The organism is Enterococcus sp. E4-223 (assembly GCF_035727065.1).
In the GTDB taxonomy this organism is placed as follows: Bacteria; Bacillota; Bacilli; order Lactobacillales; family Enterococcaceae; genus Enterococcus_B; species Enterococcus_B faecium.
This window is the reverse complement of record NZ_JAPMLH010000003.1, coordinates 123,135-140,505: the sequence shown is the minus strand read 5'-3', so window position 1 is coordinate 140,505 and position 17,371 is coordinate 123,135. Positions and strand designations below refer to the sequence as shown.

At 38.7% G+C, this 17,371-nt stretch carries 21 protein-coding genes; 2 read left to right on the top strand and 19 right to left on the bottom strand.

Annotation, left to right across the window (positions count from 1 at the left end):
- Positions 1-13: 13 nt before the first annotated feature.
- From OS139_RS05850 to OS139_RS05830, 5 genes are all read right to left on the bottom strand, one after another.
- Entirely contained in the window at positions 14-2,206 is a 2,193-nt protein-coding gene (locus OS139_RS05850) for a penicillin-binding transpeptidase domain-containing protein (RefSeq protein ID WP_002286640.1), read from the bottom strand.
- Entirely contained in the window at positions 2,207-2,608 is a 402-nt protein-coding gene (ftsL, locus tag OS139_RS05845) for a cell division protein FtsL (protein WP_002297992.1), read from the bottom strand.
- 4 nt (positions 2,609-2,612) lie between these two features.
- Complete coding sequence (rsmH, locus tag OS139_RS05840) at positions 2,613-3,572, bottom strand: 16S rRNA (cytosine(1402)-N(4))-methyltransferase RsmH (protein ID WP_002297994.1); 960 nt, start codon at positions 3,570-3,572, stop codon at positions 2,613-2,615.
- Positions 3,573-3,592: 20 nt separating this feature from the next.
- The gene (mraZ, locus tag OS139_RS05835) at positions 3,593-4,024 is read right to left on the bottom strand and encodes a division/cell wall cluster transcriptional repressor MraZ (protein ID WP_002332074.1); all 432 of its coding nucleotides are present in this window, start codon (positions 4,022-4,024) and stop codon (positions 3,593-3,595) included.
- Positions 4,025-4,192: 168 nt separating this feature from the next.
- Positions 4,193-4,561, bottom strand: a complete 369-nt coding sequence (locus OS139_RS05830) for a DUF3397 domain-containing protein (protein WP_002286647.1) — start codon at positions 4,559-4,561, stop codon at positions 4,193-4,195.
- A gap of 170 nt (positions 4,562-4,731) precedes the next feature.
- Here OS139_RS05830 and OS139_RS05825 point away from each other — a divergent pair, with 170 nt between their 5' ends.
- Together OS139_RS05825 and OS139_RS05820 are read left to right on the top strand one after the other, a co-directional pair.
- Entirely contained in the window at positions 4,732-5,688 is a 957-nt protein-coding gene (locus OS139_RS05825; RefSeq protein ID WP_002286649.1) for a magnesium transporter CorA family protein, read from the top strand.
- Positions 5,689-5,760: 72 nt separating this feature from the next.
- Positions 5,761-5,877 (top strand): DUF4044 domain-containing protein, encoded by a 117-nt coding sequence (locus OS139_RS05820; RefSeq protein ID WP_002332075.1) that lies wholly within the window; start codon positions 5,761-5,763, stop codon positions 5,875-5,877.
- Positions 5,878-5,931: 54 nt separating this feature from the next.
- On the opposite strand, the gene recN is transcribed toward OS139_RS05820, so the two are convergent.
- From recN to OS139_RS05750, 14 genes are all read right to left on the bottom strand, one after another.
- A complete protein-coding gene (gene recN, locus OS139_RS05815) occupies positions 5,932-7,614 on the bottom strand; it encodes a DNA repair protein RecN (RefSeq protein WP_002286651.1) in 1,683 nt (560 codons plus the stop codon).
- A gap of 17 nt (positions 7,615-7,631) precedes the next feature.
- On the bottom strand, positions 7,632-8,081 hold the full coding sequence (locus tag OS139_RS05810; protein WP_002286653.1) for an arginine repressor: 450 nt from the start codon (positions 8,079-8,081) through the stop codon (positions 7,632-7,634).
- A 106-nt stretch (positions 8,082-8,187) separates the two neighbouring features.
- Complete coding sequence (locus OS139_RS05805; RefSeq protein ID WP_002286655.1) at positions 8,188-9,006, bottom strand: TlyA family RNA methyltransferase; 819 nt, start codon at positions 9,004-9,006, stop codon at positions 8,188-8,190.
- 8 nt (positions 9,007-9,014) lie between these two features.
- Positions 9,015-9,905, bottom strand: a complete 891-nt coding sequence (locus OS139_RS05800; RefSeq protein ID WP_002332076.1) for a polyprenyl synthetase family protein — start codon at positions 9,903-9,905, stop codon at positions 9,015-9,017.
- 1 nt (position 9,906) lies between these two features.
- Positions 9,907-10,131 (bottom strand): exodeoxyribonuclease VII small subunit, encoded by a 225-nt coding sequence (locus tag OS139_RS05795; protein ID WP_002286657.1) that lies wholly within the window; start codon positions 10,129-10,131, stop codon positions 9,907-9,909.
- Positions 10,132-10,135: 4 nt separating this feature from the next.
- Positions 10,136-11,473 (bottom strand): exodeoxyribonuclease VII large subunit, encoded by a 1,338-nt coding sequence (xseA, locus tag OS139_RS05790; protein WP_002301369.1) that lies wholly within the window; start codon positions 11,471-11,473, stop codon positions 10,136-10,138.
- Complete coding sequence (locus tag OS139_RS05785; RefSeq protein WP_002332077.1) at positions 11,474-12,328, bottom strand: bifunctional methylenetetrahydrofolate dehydrogenase/methenyltetrahydrofolate cyclohydrolase; 855 nt, start codon at positions 12,326-12,328, stop codon at positions 11,474-11,476.
- Between the two features lie 96 nt (positions 12,329-12,424).
- Positions 12,425-12,874 carry a transcription antitermination factor NusB gene (nusB, locus tag OS139_RS05780; protein WP_002286662.1) on the bottom strand — a complete coding sequence of 150 codons (450 nt, stop codon included), beginning with the start codon at positions 12,872-12,874 and terminating at the stop codon, positions 12,425-12,427.
- The gene (locus OS139_RS05775) at positions 12,867-13,292 is read right to left on the bottom strand and encodes an Asp23/Gls24 family envelope stress response protein (RefSeq protein WP_002286664.1); all 426 of its coding nucleotides are present in this window, start codon (positions 13,290-13,292) and stop codon (positions 12,867-12,869) included. The genes nusB and OS139_RS05775 overlap by 8 nt, the downstream gene beginning before the upstream one ends.
- Positions 13,293-13,537: 245 nt before the next feature.
- On the bottom strand, positions 13,538-14,602 hold the full coding sequence (locus OS139_RS05770; protein ID WP_002286665.1) for a M24 family metallopeptidase: 1,065 nt from the start codon (positions 14,600-14,602) through the stop codon (positions 13,538-13,540).
- A gap of 171 nt (positions 14,603-14,773) precedes the next feature.
- Positions 14,774-15,019 (bottom strand): GlsB/YeaQ/YmgE family stress response membrane protein, encoded by a 246-nt coding sequence (locus OS139_RS05765; RefSeq protein ID WP_002286666.1) that lies wholly within the window; start codon positions 15,017-15,019, stop codon positions 14,774-14,776.
- A 138-nt stretch (positions 15,020-15,157) separates the two neighbouring features.
- Complete coding sequence (locus OS139_RS05760; protein WP_002286668.1) at positions 15,158-15,532, bottom strand: DUF956 family protein; 375 nt, start codon at positions 15,530-15,532, stop codon at positions 15,158-15,160.
- Positions 15,533-15,614: 82 nt separating this feature from the next.
- Positions 15,615-16,529, bottom strand: coding sequence for a PTS system mannose/fructose/sorbose family transporter subunit IID (locus OS139_RS05755; RefSeq protein WP_002286670.1), 915 nt, complete (start codon positions 16,527-16,529; stop codon positions 15,615-15,617).
- A 20-nt stretch (positions 16,530-16,549) separates the two neighbouring features.
- The gene (locus OS139_RS05750; protein WP_002294546.1) at positions 16,550-17,353 is read right to left on the bottom strand and encodes a PTS mannose/fructose/sorbose transporter subunit IIC; all 804 of its coding nucleotides are present in this window, start codon (positions 17,351-17,353) and stop codon (positions 16,550-16,552) included.
- Positions 17,354-17,371: the final 18 nt, after the last annotated feature.

Genomic DNA, 17,371 nt, shown 5'->3' with positions numbered 1-17,371 from the left:
CCTATTTCTCTTCTTATTCTTCTAAAGTAAAACTAAGTTTGTCTTCAGTGATTTTTTCATATGGAGCAAGTTCTTGTTTGACACAATAACCATCTCCATCAAAACTAACTTCAATACCGAGGATTTTCCCCAGCTTCATGATATCTGCTTTTGACCATCCTGTTACGTCAGGCATCAGCTTATCACCACCAGTGTATAGGATCAGTTTTTCTCCAGAGATCAACTGATCACCGTTGGCAGTAGATTGTTTTTGTACTTTTTTACCATTACCGATCACTACAGGTTGCAGTCCACTTTTTTGAGCATCAGCTGCTGCAACGTCCGCTTCAAGATTACGATAATCGGCTACGGATACTTTTTCTGTTTTTGTTTCTGTATCTGAATCTTCTTCAGTTTCTTTAAAATCCATTGCCCGTTTCATCAATGGATTTGCGATTTTAGCCAAGGCCATTCGATCATATGTCTTAGGGTGTTTCATTGTTAGATACAAGACATAGTCTGGATCTTCAGAAGGAACCATCTCCACAATCGAATACAGGTAGGCTGTATCTCCTGTTTGATATCCCCCTGTATCAGAAGCGATTTGGGCTGTTCCGGTTTTTGCCGATACATTGTATCCAGGTACACTATATACACCATAAGCACTACCGTAGTTTTCGCTTTCGACAACATCTCTCATATATTCACGGACTTTTTCTGTTGTTTCTTTTGAAAAAGGTTGCCCTAGAACTTCTGTTTGAGTTGTTCGCTCTTCTCCAGTTTGGGGATCCACCACTTTGCTGATATATCGAGGTTGAATCATTGTACCGTTATTCGCAATAGAAGTGAAAGCTTTCATCATTTGGAAATTCGTCACACCTACCGCTTGTCCATAAGCACTCATTGCTCGGTCGACAATATTTGATGTAGGTAAAGCACCGTTTACTTCATCATCTAGTCCAGAATGAGTACTTTGTCCAAATCCTAGTTTTTGTAAATAGTTATACCATCGTCCGCCTAATCGCTGTTCCAGTATGACCATCCCGACGTTACTTGACCATGAAAGAGCTTGACGCATGGTCAGCACACCTTTTTCACCAAAGTCATGGTCATTGATCGTAGCATCTTCTACTTGGATTTTTCCAGATTGGAAGGTTTCATTCTCGTTGAATTCTCCTTCTTCGATAGCAGCTGCAGTAGTGAAAACTTTCATGGTTGATCCTGGTTCATAACTATCTTGTACCAAGAAATTACGCCAGATAGCATCTTTTCCAGTCAATCCTTCCATTGTTTCAGGATTGAAAGTAGGTCGTTGTCCCATTGCCAAGATTTCTCCGGTTTTTGCTTTCATCAGGACTGCTGTCAATTCTTCTGGCTGATATTCTTCATTTACTTGATCCATCAGTGTTTCTAAATAACTTTGTAGTCTGCTGTCTAAAGTCGTGTAGATATCTTGTCCGTCGACAGCTTTTTCTTCTTCTGCCACTGTACCTGGCAGAGGATTTTGAAAATTATCTTTTTGATAAATAATCTTACCATCTTTACCGCTCAAAATATCATTGTAAGCAGACTCCAAACCTAGTTTACCAACTAAGCCATTCTCATCTTTGTCTGGAACTGCGTATCCAATAAAATGAGAAGAAAAGACGCCATTTGGATACATCCGAGCCTGATGGTCGACAAAGTAAAGACCAGCGACACCTTCTTTTTTCATGTCCGCTTCGATGTTTTGCTTGGTTTCTTGGGAGATATTTTTCCCATAGCTACCAAATTCAACTTGATACAGCTCTTTTTTTGCGCCGTCTTCTAAAATATTCAGTGCATCTTTTTTGTCTATAGAAAGATTCTTATGCAGGATTTCTGCTATTTTATCAAAATTCTTTTCTTCAACATACAGTTTTTTATCCCCAGAGGTATATGTTTTTGAGAGTATCGCTTTAATTGAATAAGAGGAGGCATCTTCTGCGAGCGCCACACCGTTACGATCATAAATCGTTCCTCTTTTTGCTTTTACTACTTCACTTCCTTGGTACAACTGTTTTGTTTTTTCAGCTAATGAGGTACCAGCAACATGACCTCCAATAACGATATACGAGAAACGGACGGCAAATAAAAAGAACAATCCAATACTCGTAGCAAATAAAATGATACCTACTTTTTTGCGATTGTTCATCGGATTTAGATTTTTCTTTTCCATAAACCGCCGAATTTTATTTTTAAGACTCATTTACTTCACTTTCCTTAAATTGTCGTCATTAATAGACAATCCTTTTTCTTCTGCGATTTGTTTAATCCGTTCAGTACGAGAAAGTTCATTTTTTTCTTGTTCTAAACTCGTTTTTTCTTGCTTTTTATCATTGATTTCTGTTTGTATTGACGTGATTTCTTTTTCAGCTCCGCTGATATTTGTACGCAACATGACTGTTAAAACACACAAAGCAACAATAGCAATCGCCACGCTTGCTACAGCAATTTTTTCCAAAGCAGAAATCTGCTTCAATCGTTTTGCTGGTGATTGTGGAAGAATGATTTCTTGATTCGAAGAAGAATCTGGCATTTGTTGTTCTGGCTGATCCACCAATTCAGGTAAATCATATTCGTACTCTTGCATTTTCTTTAATTCTGCCATCATTCTACTCCTCTTTCATTCTTATTTTTTCTGCAATACGTAACTTTGCACTGCGTGATCGATTGTTTTCTGCTAACTCTTCCTCTGAAGGAAGGATTGGTTTACGAGTAATGACTTTCAGTTCCGGTTGAAATTCGTCAGGTATGACAGGAAGTCCCGGTGGTAAATCTTGTACCGTACTATATTCTTTAAACATACTTTTGACAATTCTGTCTTCTAATGAGTGGAATGTAATCACACTGATTCTTCCATTGACTTTCAATAACCGGATTGCCTGTTCTAAAGAGGCCTCTTCGGCACCGAGTTCGTCATTTACTGCAATCCGCACAGCTTGAAAAATTCTTTTTGCAGGATGCCCGCCTTTTCTTCTTGCGGGAGCTGGGATGACTTGTTTAATGATTTCGACAAGCTCACCAGTTGTTTGGATTGGTTTTGTTTTTCGTACTCGTTCGATTTCACGAGCAATTTGTTTGGAAAATTTCTCCTCGCCATAGCGGAAGAAAATCTTTACTAATTCATGGTAGGAATATTCATTAATTACGTGATAAGCGGATAAAGGAGCTGACTGATCCATACGCATATCCAAGGGTGCATCTTGATGATAACTAAATCCACGTTCTGCTTCATCTAGTTGAGGAGAGGAAACCCCTAGATCATACAAAATGCCGTCTACTTTATCTACATGTTCACTCAAGCGTTCTTCTAATTCTCTGAAATTCGCTTTGATAAATGTGACCATACCTTGTTCGACGTAAGAAGCTAAACGCAGCTTGGCGTGATCGATTGCTTTTTGATCTTGGTCAAACGCATACAGATGCCCTTTAGAACTTAGTTGGCTTAATAAATATTCACTATGTCCGGCACCGCCGAGTGTACAGTCTACATAAACGCCATCCGGTTTGATGTTCAATCCATCTACCGTTTCTTTCAACATGACTGTATAGTGTTGAAATGTTTCAGTCATTAGTCAGCCTCTTCCTATTCTTATAGTCCGAAATCAATCATACTTTCAGCAATTTCGTCAAAGTTATCTTCTGCTGCTGCAGAAAAATCTTGCCATCGTGTCTCATCCCAAATTTCAATTCGGTTAGATACACCGATGACTACGCAACCTTTTGCCAAAGCTGCATAATTTCTTAACGTGCTGGGTATATTGATTCGTCCTTGTTTATCAAGTTCGCATTCAGTGGCAGCCGAATAGAAGAATCGCACAAAAGTACGTGCGTCTTTTTTAGCCAACGGCATTTCGTTCAGTTTAGCTTCCAGATTTTCCCATTCGCTCATCGGATAGCCGAAAAGACAGCCATCCAATCCGCGTGTCAGAACAAACTTTTCACCAAGTTCTTCACGAAGTTTTGAGGGCACGATTAAACGTCCTTTTGCATCAATATTATGTTGGAATTCACCCATCAACATTGAAAGCCCCCCATTCCTCCACTAACTAAAATTAGTCTACCACAATCCCCCACTTTCTACCACCTTTTCTGGGAAATCCGGGAACAACTTTTTTATTCATAAACATTTTTTTAAAAATCAAGCTGCAAAAAGCCTTTTAAAAGACTTTTTACAGCTTTTCTATTTTTTTCATAGGTAAGAAAGTATGTTCACAATGATCAAGACAGCGTACAAGACGATTGTCAACAGAAAAACCAAACGCCAAGTCATCTTGAAATAACGCGGATAAATAATTTCTTCATAATAATATGCTTGGAAAACAGCAATACAAATTCCCATTAGCAAAACAGAAATAAAGAAAAACGGTAAGATAGAAATTGTCCCTGTATTTCTAGACAATGCATGCATACCACCCCACAAAAAAGGAATCGCCAAATCAGGGGCTTTTATTTTAAAACGACGATTTAACGAAAATAATTTTACAAGAAATTGGCAACCAAACAAAACGATTACCGGGTAAATATACCAAAACAAGATAAGTGGTGTGAATGTGCCCATGAACGTAAACTCCTTTTTTATCGTTGCTTCAAGTATACTGTATATACTTTACACAACTGTTTCATTTTATTTAAATTTATGCAGTTATATTCTATATCTTACAAACACATTCCATGTATTCCAATTCCCTATCCGTTATAATAAAAGAAACAGGCAACAGGAGGAAAATCATGATCAAATATTTTACATTAGATAATGAGAAACTGCGTAATACCGGAAAGGAAACTGACCAAACGATCTGGTATTGTGTAGAACGTCCTAATCAAGAAGAGATTCATCAGCTGACACATCAATTTGAAATTCCGTCAGATTACATCACTTCCATATTGGACGATGCAGAAAATTCCCGTACAGAAGAATTTAATCAATCAAAGTTGACAAAGCCAGCGTTATTATTGTTACAATATCCTTTTGCTAAAACAAGTCCTAGCGGTTATTTTCAAGTGGATACATACCCGCTCTCTATTATTTTGACGCCCAAAAAGAAGCTTATCACAATTACGAATCATGAACCACTGTTTTTAAAGAAAGTCTTTAGCCAGACCTTTCCAAAAAGTGATATTTCGCCTAATCTCAATATCTTCTTTCAATTCATTTGGCAGGTCACACTCTCTTACAACAGTTATTTAGCTACGCTTCAATCTCAATGCGATACTTTGGAAGCCAAACTTCAAGTATCCACTGAAAACAAACAACTTTATCAAATCATGGATATCCAAAAAAGCCTCGTTTATTTCAGAGAAGCGACTTCTGCTAATTTAGATGCATTGAAAGAACTAGCGCAAAATAAACTTTTCCAAGAAAATCATGCTTTGAAAAATCATTTACGTGATGTATTGGTGGAAACAGAGCAGGCAATGACTACTTCTCGTATTCAATTAAAACTAGTAGAACAAATGAATCAGACTTTTTCAGCAATCGTATCGAATAATCTGAATAATATTATGAAAATTTTAACTTCTTTAACGATTATTTTAACTATACCGACAATCGTCGGCAGTATCTATGGAATGAACATTAAGTTACCTATTGCTGAAAGGGATGATGCCTTTATATGGCTAGTTCTATTAACATTATTTATTTGTATCGTAACTACCTATTATTTAAAAAAAGGGAAGTTTTTATAAAAAAGCCCTCTTGTGGAAATGGCAAAAAGATTGTACACTTGAATCAACTAATTAATGACGAGGTTGAAAACAATGCGTGAAAAAAAACAAACAAGTACTTTTGCTAAAGTAACAAAATTTGTCATTTGGACAATGCTGATTTTAACGATTGGATCTGTTGTATTGACTGCTATAATGAGTGTCCTGTAAAAATAAAATATAGCTATCGGCTACTGAAAAGGACCTGAACCACTGCGAGGTGGCTCAGGTCCTTTTTGCGAGTTTCAATAGTTCTTTTGCATGTTCGAGTGTGAGTTTTGTAATCTCACTTCCAGCCAGCATACGTGCAATTTCTTCTTCTCTTTCTTTTGTTTTCAACTCTGAAACAGAAGTTTGCGTACGTCCATCAATCACTGCTTTCACAATATAATATTGATAGTCGGCGACTGCAGCAACTTGAGGCAGATGAGTGATGCACAAAACTTGAGAGTATTTCGATATTTGAGAAATTTTATCTGCGATGGCTTGTGCAACTCTTCCGCTCACACCTGTATCCACTTCATCAAAAATAATACTTGTCACACCTTGCTCAGAAGAAAAAATAGTTTTCAAAGCAAGCAACATCCGAGACAGTTCGCCACCAGAAGCGACTTTCACCAAAGGCTTCAGTGGCTCTCCTGGATTGGTCGTAATGTAAAATTCGATTTGGTCAAATCCATCATGATTCAATTGTCTATTTTCTTCTTTTAAGAAACGTACCTCAAACTCAGTGTTTTCCATATACAGACTTTTCAATTCATGCAGAATGGATTTTTCCAATTCTTTTGCGATTTTTTTACGCGCTTCATGAAGATCTGCGGCTTGTTGCTGAAGTAGAAGCTCTTTTTGCTCTAGTTCCTCTTTCATTTTGTCCAATTGACCTTCTGAAAAATCAGAAGAAGCTAGCTCTTCGGTGATTTCGTCATAGTAAGCCAATATTGACTCAATGGATTCGCCGTATTTACGTTTCAACTGTCGGATTAATTCTAAACGTTGCGTCACTTCTTCTAAACGACTCTCATCTAACTCCAATAAATCAATCTGACGACTCATATCGCCGATTGCATCTTGCAGCAAATAGTAAGCACTTTGGATATTTTCATAAATTGCTTCATACTCCACATCTAGATGGGCGATCCCTTGCAGTTCTGAAACGGCCAAGCCAACACCATCTACACTGTTTTGTTCATTATTCGTCAGTGCTCCGTAACCTGCAGCTAATCCATCAGCAATTTTTTGATAATTGCTAAGTTTTTCTCTTTCTTCTTTTAATTTCTCTTCTTCTCCGACTTGCAAATCAGCAGCAGCTATTTCTTCTTGCTGGAAATGGAGCATATCTATTCTCTGAACATAGGATTTTTCATTTTGCTGCACTTTTCGTACCCTTTTTTCCAGCTCACGATAAGAGATATATTCTTGCTGATAACTCTTTTTCTTCTGTTGGAAAGCTACATCTCCAAAACGATCCAATAAAGCAAGATGTGATTCAGGCTGGAGCAGTTCCTGATGTTCGTTTTGTCCTTGGATATCTACTAAATAACTGCCGATTCTTCTTAAATTAGCTAATGTGATGATATGACCATTCACTCGACAAACATTTTTTCCAGTTAAGGACATATCCCGTCGAACAATCAGATTGTCCTCATCTGTTTCGATCCCTAATTCAACCATCAGTTCAGAGAATCCTTCTTGTTTTGGTAGTTCAAACAACCCTTCAAGCACGCATTTTTCTGCTCCTTGACGTATATAATCGCTTGAACCTCTTCCTCCTGCTAACAGACCTAAAGCATCGATAATAATGGATTTACCCGCACCAGTCTCTCCGGTCAGCGCGGTCATTCCTTCGTGAAAAGAAAGCCGCAATTCCGGAATAATCGCAAAGTTAGTAATACTGATTTCTTGTAGCATCACATTCGCTCCTCAACTTAAAGGTAATGCAGGAAGTCTTTCTTCAATAAAACTGCCTGGTCTTCAGTTCGTGTAATCATCAAAACATTATCGTCATCATTGATAATCGAAAATAATTCTTTCTTGTAACGTTTATCAATCAAATTTGCTGCTGCCGAAGCATTTCCCGGCAATGTTTTTAAAATAACAAATTTTTCCATTTGGTCAACTGCCACGAAAGCGTCTTTTAATAGTTTTTCCAATTTAGTATTTACATCTTCGTTTGTTTCAGCTGGTATGCTATAACGGTAGCCTCCATCTGAAGCCGGTACCTTGATCAGTTTCAGTTCCTTTATATCTCTGGAAATCGTAGCTTGAGTAACAGATATTCCTTTGCTTTTCAGGATTTCAACAAATTCTTCCTGCTTTCGGATATCTTGCTCACTCAACAATCGAGTAATCAAACGATGCCGATCTTTTTTTCTCATTACGTCTTCGCTCCTTAGCATATTCTTCTTAATCAATGATAGCTTATTTCCTTGGTATAATAAAGAAGAATCCGCATACTTCTCACTTGATTTTCACAGTTACAATTTATTTATGGTCAAACTGTTCGTGTGCATTTGAAACCACTTCTGCCATATTAATAGCTGAATTGATTGTTCCGCTTTCGGGTACTTTCCTCAAGTGAGCCAAGAACTCGATATTTCCTTCTCCCCCCGTGATCGGAGAATAACTTAATTCCAGCACATCATATCCACCTTGTGCCGCAAATGACAAAATGTCTTCTAAAACTTTTTGATGGGTCTGAGGGTCACGAACAATTCCGTTTTTCCCTACAGCTTCTCTGCCTGCTTCGAATTGGGGTTTGATTAAGGCAATCACTTCTCCCTCTTCTTTTAAAATAGCATGTAATGGAGGCAGCATCAGTTTTAGTGAAATAAAAGAAACATCGATAACAGCAACTTCTGGAATTCCTAAGGTAAAGTCTTCGGGTTTTGCATAACGAAAATTCACTCTTTCCATTACGACGACTCTAGGATCTTGTCTTATTTTCCAAGCTAGCTGATTGTAGCCAACGTCTAAAGCATAACTCATTTTTGCGCCATTTTGCAAAGCTGCATCAGTAAATCCGCCAGTGGAAGCACCAATATCTAACAATGTTTTTCCTTCAACAGATAGATCAAATGCTTTGAGTGCTTTTTCTAATTTTAATCCACCCCGAGAAACATAAGGAAGTTTTTTACCTTTGACTCTTAATTCACTACTCACTGGAATTTTTTCTCCCGGTTTATCAAACCGCTCGTTTTTTTCGTTGTAAATCAAACCAGCCATCACTGAACGTTTGGCTTGTTCTCTTGTTTCAAATAATCCTTGTTTGACCGCTAATACATCTACGCGTTCTTTTTCCATTCTTTCCCTCATTTCTCCACATCAAATTGCTTGATCATCTGGCGCATCAGCCCGCCATTAAAAGAAAAAACGTCCTCTTCTAATTTGTCTATGATCTTGTTGGCGGATAACAGTTCAATCTCCAACGCCTCACGTGTCTTTTCTAGGCCTAATAAACGCGGGTAAGTATTTTTTTCCATACGTTCATCTTTACCAGCTGTTTTCCCTAATGTTTTCGTTGTACCAATCACATCGAGTAGATCATCTCTTATCTGAAAAGCCAAACCTAAATGTTCGGCTAATCGTTGAAGTAGCAATATGATTTCTTCAGGTTGCTTCGCTAATATGCCACCAGCCAGCAAGGCATAACGAATCAAATGCCCTGTCTTTCTTTCATGAATAAATGCTAATTCTTCTAAAGAAAGCTTTTTCGATTCGCCTTCGATATCTGCAGCTTGTCCAGCAACCATACCTTGTGATCCCGCACAAACAGCTAATTGCTGAAGCAGCAGAAGCTTAGGAGAATTACCTAAGTGTGCCATACTGATTAGCTGGAATGCTCCTGTAAGCAAACCATCTCCGGCCAATATAGCTAATGCTTCGCCGAATACTTTATGATTGGTAGGTTTTCCTCTACGAAGATCATCATTGTCCATCGCAGGCAAATCATCGTGGATCAAGGAATACGTATGCACCATTTCTAAAGCAGCTGCTACTTGATAGACGGGAACATCAATAGGCTCATCAAAGGAAGCAACGGCCGTTAAAAGTAATAAGGGACGTATTCTTTTCCCGCCTGCTTTCACTGAATAACTCATCGCATCATAGAGTCCTCTATCCGTTGTATGCTCATCTAAAAAAGACAAGATTTCTTTTTCTACAGCAGGTAGATGAATAGCTGAAAAGTCAGTTAATCTCATCTCAGCTTTCCTCGTTTCCGTCAAAATCAACTTCTTCATTTGATTCTGTCATCATTTTCGTCAAGGTCTCTTCTGCTTTAGCTAATGTATCTTGGCAATGTTTGCTTAATTCCATTCCTCGTTTAAACGAATCTAGAGCTGATTCTAATGGAACGTCTCCTTGTTCTAACTGCATGACAATTTTTTCTAATTCTTGCAGTGACTCTTCAAAAGTTGGATTTTCCATATTTTTATTCTCCTTTGTCTATCTCTTGTACTTGTCCTTTAACGATTCCATCTTGATAATGGATCGTCAGCAAATCCCCTTGATGAATCTCGGAGACACTTTTTACTACTTGATCATTTAACGTCGTATAGCTGTAGCCTCTTCCCATGATTTTCAATGGACTCAACAAATCAAGAGATTGAACAGCTTGAGCAAAACGCTGCTGCTGTTGTTTCATATATTGTTGGATTTTCTCTTCTAAGCGTTTTTCTAGATAAGCAGTTTCTTGGCGAGCTGCTTTAACTCGATAAAGCGGAGCCACTTGTTCCAATTGGTGGCTTAATGCGATCGTTTGTTTTTCTTTCGCATGATAAATTTGCTGTGTAGCTTGATATAATCGCTGTTTCAACTGGTCTAATTTGATGGTCTGACCTTCATACAATCTTTCAGGCTGCCGAAATACATAGGAACGTCGAGCACGCTCGAACCGTTCTTGTTTGCGCTGGATCTGGCGTACAAACGCCTGCTGCAATCTAGCTTGCCGTTCTTGAATGCGCATCAACTCTTCTGACAAAACAGGAACAGCTAATTCTGCAGCTGCTGTTGGAGTGGCAGCCCGAACATCTGCTACTAAATCAGCGATCGTGGTATCTGTTTCATGTCCTACAGATGAAATCACCGGCGTATTAGCTTGATAAATCGCCCGAGCAACCCGCTCTTCATTAAACGGCCATAAATCCTCAATCGAACCACCCCCACGACCGATGATCATTGTATCGAAATTGCCCATCTCTTCTACTCTCTGGATATTCCTGACAACATTGTCCGCTGCTTGGTTTCCTTGTACAACTGTTGGGAACAAAACCAATTGGACAATTGGATATCTTCTTTTCACCGTCGTGATGATATCGCGGATAACCGCTCCGCTTGGACTGGTAAGGACCGCGATTCGCTTTGGGAAACGTGGCAGCATTTTTTTAGGCCCTTGAAAAAGGCCTTCCTTCATCAGCTTTTCTTTTCGTTCTTCCAATTCTTGATATAAAGCACCTATTCCATCAGGCTCCATGTGCTCTACATAGATTTGATAAGAACCTCCCGCTTCATATAATGAAATACGCCCAACAACAAGGACTTTCATTCCCTCTTTTGGCTGGAATCGTAATTTTTGGAATGCTCCTTTGAACATAATAGCAGATATTTTTGCATGGTCATCTTTTAAGCTGAAATATTGATGGGCATTGGCACGTAAACGGAAATTCGATATTTCGCCTGTTAAATATACGCGTTCTAAATAAGGATCGGCATCAAATTTACGTTTCAAATACCTCGTTAATGTAGTGACAGTTAAATATTCTTGTGCCATCTATTCACCTGCTCCAAAAGCTTCGGCAGATTTTACGGTTTGATACATCAGCATCGTGATAGTCATTGGCCCTACACCCTTTGGCACAGGAGTGATCCAGCCTGCAATAGGCTCCACTTCATCAAATTTCACATCACCGATCAGCTTACCGTTAGCATCACGGTTCATCCCTACATCGATCACTACAGCACCTGGTTTTACGAATTCTTTTGTGACAAAATGTCCACGTCCTATTGCTACGACTAAAATATCTGCTTCTTGTGCCAGTTCAGCCAGATTTTCGGTTTTAGAGTGAGCCACAGTAACAGTTGCATCTGCCATCAAGAGTAGCTGAGCCATCGGTTTACCGACGATATTGCTTCGTCCGATAACTACTGCTCGTTTACCCGCAGGATCGATAGAATAAGCTTCAAACATTTTCATGATGCCGTATGGAGTACAAGGGATCTTGTCCGGTTTACCCGCAAGGAGTCTGCCTAAATTCATCGGATGAAAGCCGTCTACGTCTTTTTCAGGGCGGATAGCTAACAGGATCTTTTCTTCATCTATATGCTTTGGCAATGGTAATTGGACCAATATACCATGAAAACTAGGATCTTGATTGTATTTTTCAATTTCTGCAAGTAGTTCGTCTTCAGAAATCGTCTCAGGATAACGCTCTACCAATGAATGGATTCCGATTTCTTTTGCTACACGTTCTTTATTTCTTACATAGATTTGGCTGGCTGGATTTTCCTCTACCAATAAAACGACTAATCCGGGATGGATACCATTATCTTTCAATTTTTGGATTTTTACAGCAATCTCTGCCTGCATTTTTTCAGCTAATTCTTTTCCGTTAATCAATTCTGCCATCTAACCACTCCCAGATATTTTTTGTGTTTTCATTCTACCATAGAATTTTCCCGATTTATAACAGGTTTATGATGATTCATAGAAAAAAGCTAGGACTTACGCCCCAGCTTCTAATTCTTTCAATACATTGGATAAAACACCGTTGACGAATTTACGTGAACGGTCATCACTAAATGTTTTTGCCAACTCGATTGCTTCATTTAAAGCAACAGCCGCTGGTACATCTGTCACATAAGTCATTTCAAAAATCGCGATACGCAAGATCACCAAATCCATTTTTGAGATCCGATTGATGTGCCAATTGTTTTTCAAATGTTTTTCAATCACTTTATCCAATTCATCTTTTTTTGCACAGACACCGCCAACTAGCGTATCAAGATAAACAGGAACAAACTCTGATTCATCTTCGTTGATCATGTCGCGGTGGTCTAATTCGATTGCGTTGAAAATCGCATCTTCTTTTGTTAGGTCTGCATTGAAGTCTAATGGAAATAAAGCCTGCAATGCCATTTCCCGAATCTCGTGTCTTGATAATTCTTTATTCATTCTCTTCCTCTTCGTCTTCAAAAAGTTCTTCGATTGTTGGTTGTTCTAATTTTTCAGGAACAACAGCTACTACATGGATATTGACTTCAGATAAATCGATATCCGTCATGAAAAGGACTTGCTGGCTGACCCGTTCCTGCATTTCCATTGCTACTTTAGGAACTGAAACACCATATTCTAGATAACAGTAAAGATCTACTTTCAAGCCATCTTCCTCGTTTGCTAAGTAAACACCTTTTCCGTGAGCTGCACGTCCTAATAATTCAGTGACATTGCTGGCAAAAGTTCCGCGCATTCCGTATACGCCTTCTACTTTAGAAGCTGCAATCCCGATAATTACTTCGATGACTTCAGGAGCGATCACGATCTCTCCTAAATCTTGGTTTGCGTTTAAAATCAAATTTTTTTCATCTGCCATTTATTTATTCCTCCCTTTGCCTAAGCACGAGATACATCCGAATTCTCTATGATGCGGCATAGTGATCACGTGGTAAGAAAACTGCCGCCGATCAGCTGCAAACTGCTATGAATTGGAGAAAACACCCAACTTTATTATCTCTTACAGCTTAAAAGTTCTTCTATAGTGTATCATTAAATCGAGTGATTTTCTATAACAAAGTCTGTGAACACTGATTTTTACGCTTACTTCTTCTATTGATGAAACTATAAGATGATCAATTCTTTTGGTGAACGAGTCAACACACGATTTCCATCTTCTGTGATCAACAAGTCATCCTCAATACGTACTCCACCGATTCCTGGTAAGTAGATCCCTGGTTCATCAGTGATCACATTTCCTGGTACAAATTGCTTTTCTGCACGAGAAGAAACGTTTGGTCCTTCGTGAATCTCTAGACCGATCCCATGTCCTGTAGAATGTCCAAATGCTTCCCCGTAACCATGTTTTGAAATATAATCTCTAGCAACTGCGTCTAATTGGACACCAGTCATTCCTGGTTTTGCAGCATCAATAACTGCTAATTGAGCATCTAAGACTATTTGATAAATTTCTTTTAATTTTTCCCCAGGATCACCAATAGCGAATGTACGTGTCATATCGGAAACGTACCCTTCGTAATAGCAGCCAAAGTCCAATGTGATCAAGTCGCCTTGTTCGATGATTTTTTTGCTTGCTACACCATGCGGCATAGCCGAACGCAATCCGCTAGCAACGATCGTATCAAAAGAAACACCTGAAGCGCCAAGAGAACGCATATAAAAGTCTAGTTGATTTGCGACTTCAATCTCAGTCATGCCCGGTTGGATCATTTTCAGGATGTGATCATATGCCATATCCGCAATATGACATGCTTTTTCGATAATGGCGATTTCTTCTTCATCTTTCACTTCTCTGAGTTCTTCGATCATCTGTGAAACAGGTACTAATTCCGCATCGATGATTTCTTCTAAAACCGAATATTCTAAAAATGAGACTGTTGTTTCCTCAAAAGCTAATGAGTGCAGTTCTTCTTTGCGTACTAAGTTTGCTACCTCATCAAAAATAGGTCCGACATTTTTAATAATTTCAAACCCTTGAGCCTGCGCTGCCGCCTGCTCGGTATAACGAAAATCAGTAATAAAAAATGCTTTTTCCAAAGTAATAACAGCTAATCCTGTCGTACCTGTAAAGTTCGTTAAGTAACGAAGATTGTACGGACTGGTAACCAAAAATGAATCCAAATTTTCTTCTTGCATTTTTTTGCGCAATTTTTCTACACGTAGCATCATAATGAAACTCCCTCTTTCTTTGCACGCTTTTTTCCATTATAGCAAACTTTTCTTCGTACACGACAGTTAAATAAAAATTTCCGGAAAACTTCTTTTTATTTTAAATAAATAAAGCCAAAAAGGAGTCACAGTCTCGCTGCAACTCCTTTTAGTTTACTATTTTGTAAAAACTTATGATCGTTTTCCAAAGAAAAATGAGACAACTGCTACCAAAATCACTGCGCCTAAAATAGATGGAATAAGTGCCATACCTGCAGCTTTTGGTCCCCATTCGCCGAAAATCGCTTGTCCAATACTTGAACCGACTAGTCCAGCAATGATATTCGTTACACAGCCCATCGAATTTCCTTTACTGGTGATCGCACCTGCAATTGCTCCGATCACGGCTCCAACAATCAATGTCCATAACCAACTCATAATATAACCTCCTTCTTTGCTAATCAATTTTAGCATATGGGATTTAAAGGGGACAAATAATTGGTTTTGCTATTTCATATTTTCTTCTGCAAAGTAAAAAAATAAAGAAAACCTCCTCTTAGAAGTTTTCTTTATTTTTTACTTGCGTTTAAACATACTACGAATACCACGTTTCACTACATCAAAGAAACTCAATGATTGTACCATTCTATCTTCATCTACATATTCTCTGATCGCACGAAGCACTTTTTTAGGTTCTTTGGAAGAAAATGTGTATGTACCATTTTTTTTCGTTTGAATGGCATATCGAGGAATCCATTTTCCCTTTAGCATGACTGATGCTAGTACATAATCCACTTCTTCCCATGGAATTTGGATATATTTGCGTCTATCTCGCGCATGGTAAAACTCAAAACCATTATCACCTATCATGATTTGCCCGTAATCTGTCAGACCCGTAAACGAAGTAGCATCAATTACCAAGTCTACTTTTGTATTGATTGATTGAACCATTTTCTCCCTCCAGATATTTGTTTATGAACAGTATACTATATAAAAAAAGCTCGGGACAACGCCCGAGCTATATTTTTATGGATTATAAAAGTCCGATGACGTGTCCAACAACACCGACTACGAATAAACCAAGGATGATAACGATTGGAGAAACCTTTTTCTTAAGCAACCACATACATAACAATGTTAATCCTAATGCAGCTAAACCAGGAATCAATTGGTCTAAGTTGTCTTGTAATGTTGTTACCTTTTCAGGAGAAAGGGCTAAGCCATTATTAACTTGTTCAAATGCACTCTTGATTCCTTCACCACCTGAAGGCAATTTATCCCATTCGATGTAAGCACCTTTATCTAATTTTACAGTTGATACAACTGGTAAGAATTTGATTGATACCCATCTTTGTACAAGGGCAGCTAATACGAACATCCCTAAAATTGAAGCACCTTTTGTTACGTCTTGTAACAATCCGCCAGAAAGGTCATCAGTAATTTTAGAACCAGCTTTGTAGCCAAATTCTTGTGTATACCACATGAATGCCCAACGAATAATGTTCCAACCTAAGAAGAAGATGATTGGTCCAAGGATATTTCCTCCCATAGCTAATGAAGCACCTAGTGCACCTAGCATTGGACGTACTGTAAACCAGAACACTGGATCACCAACACCAGCTAAAGGACCCATCATACCTACTTTAACCCCTTGAATCGCTACATCATCAACAGGCGCGCCATTCGCACGTTCTTCTTCCAGTGCCAATGTAACCCCTAAAATTGGAGAAGCAATGTATGGGTGTGTATTAAAGAATTCCAAGTGACGTTTTAATGCTGCAGAACGTTCTTCTTTTGTTTTGTATAATTTTTTGATTGCTGGAATCATAGAAAATGCCCAGCCACCGTTTTGCATACGTTCGTAGTTCCATGAACCTTGAATGAAGGTAGAGCGCCACGCAACAGCTAAACGATCTTTTTTTGATAATTTGATTTTTTCTTCTGCCATTTTATTTTCCTCCTTCAAGATTAATAGTCATTCAAAATGTCGCCTAAAGGGTCACCAGAGTTGCTTCCGCCTCCATTATTTGATGAACCACCCATTTTAGAAAGGTTCAAGTAAATAAGAGCTAATGCAACACCTAAAGCACCTAGAGCAATCAATGTTAATTGAGAAATTGCAGCTACAACGAAACCAATAACGAAGAATGGCCATACTTCTTTTGTAGCCATCATGTTGATTACCAAAGCGTAACCTACAGCTACGACCATTCCCCCACCGATAGCCATACCATCTGTTAACCATGCTGGCATTGATTCAAGGAATGATTGCACAGTTTGTGCTGGGATAAATAGCAACGCTGCTGCTGGGACCGCGATACGAACCCCTTGTAAACATACAGCAATGATGTGCCACATTTCAACCTTACGGATGTTTCCTTCTTCAGCAGCCGCATCCATCAAATGAACGATTGGAACAGCGATTGTACGTACGATCATTGTTAAGAACAACCCTGCAACAGCCAAAGGAACGGCAATCGCGATCGCAGAAGGAACACCTTTAACACCTTGTCCACCTAAAACTAAAATAATTGCTGATGCTACTGATGCTAATGCAGCATCTGGTGCTACAGCGGCACCGATATTTGCCCAACCTAAAGCGATCATCTGAAGCGTACCGCCAAGTACGATACCAGCTTCGAGGTTACCGGTAACTAAACCGATCAATGTACATGCCACTAGTGGTTGATGAAATTGAAATTCATCAAGAATACCTTCCATACCAGCTAGAAAGGCAACTAATACGACTAAAATTATTGAAATAATAGACATGATAAGCCTCCTATAAAT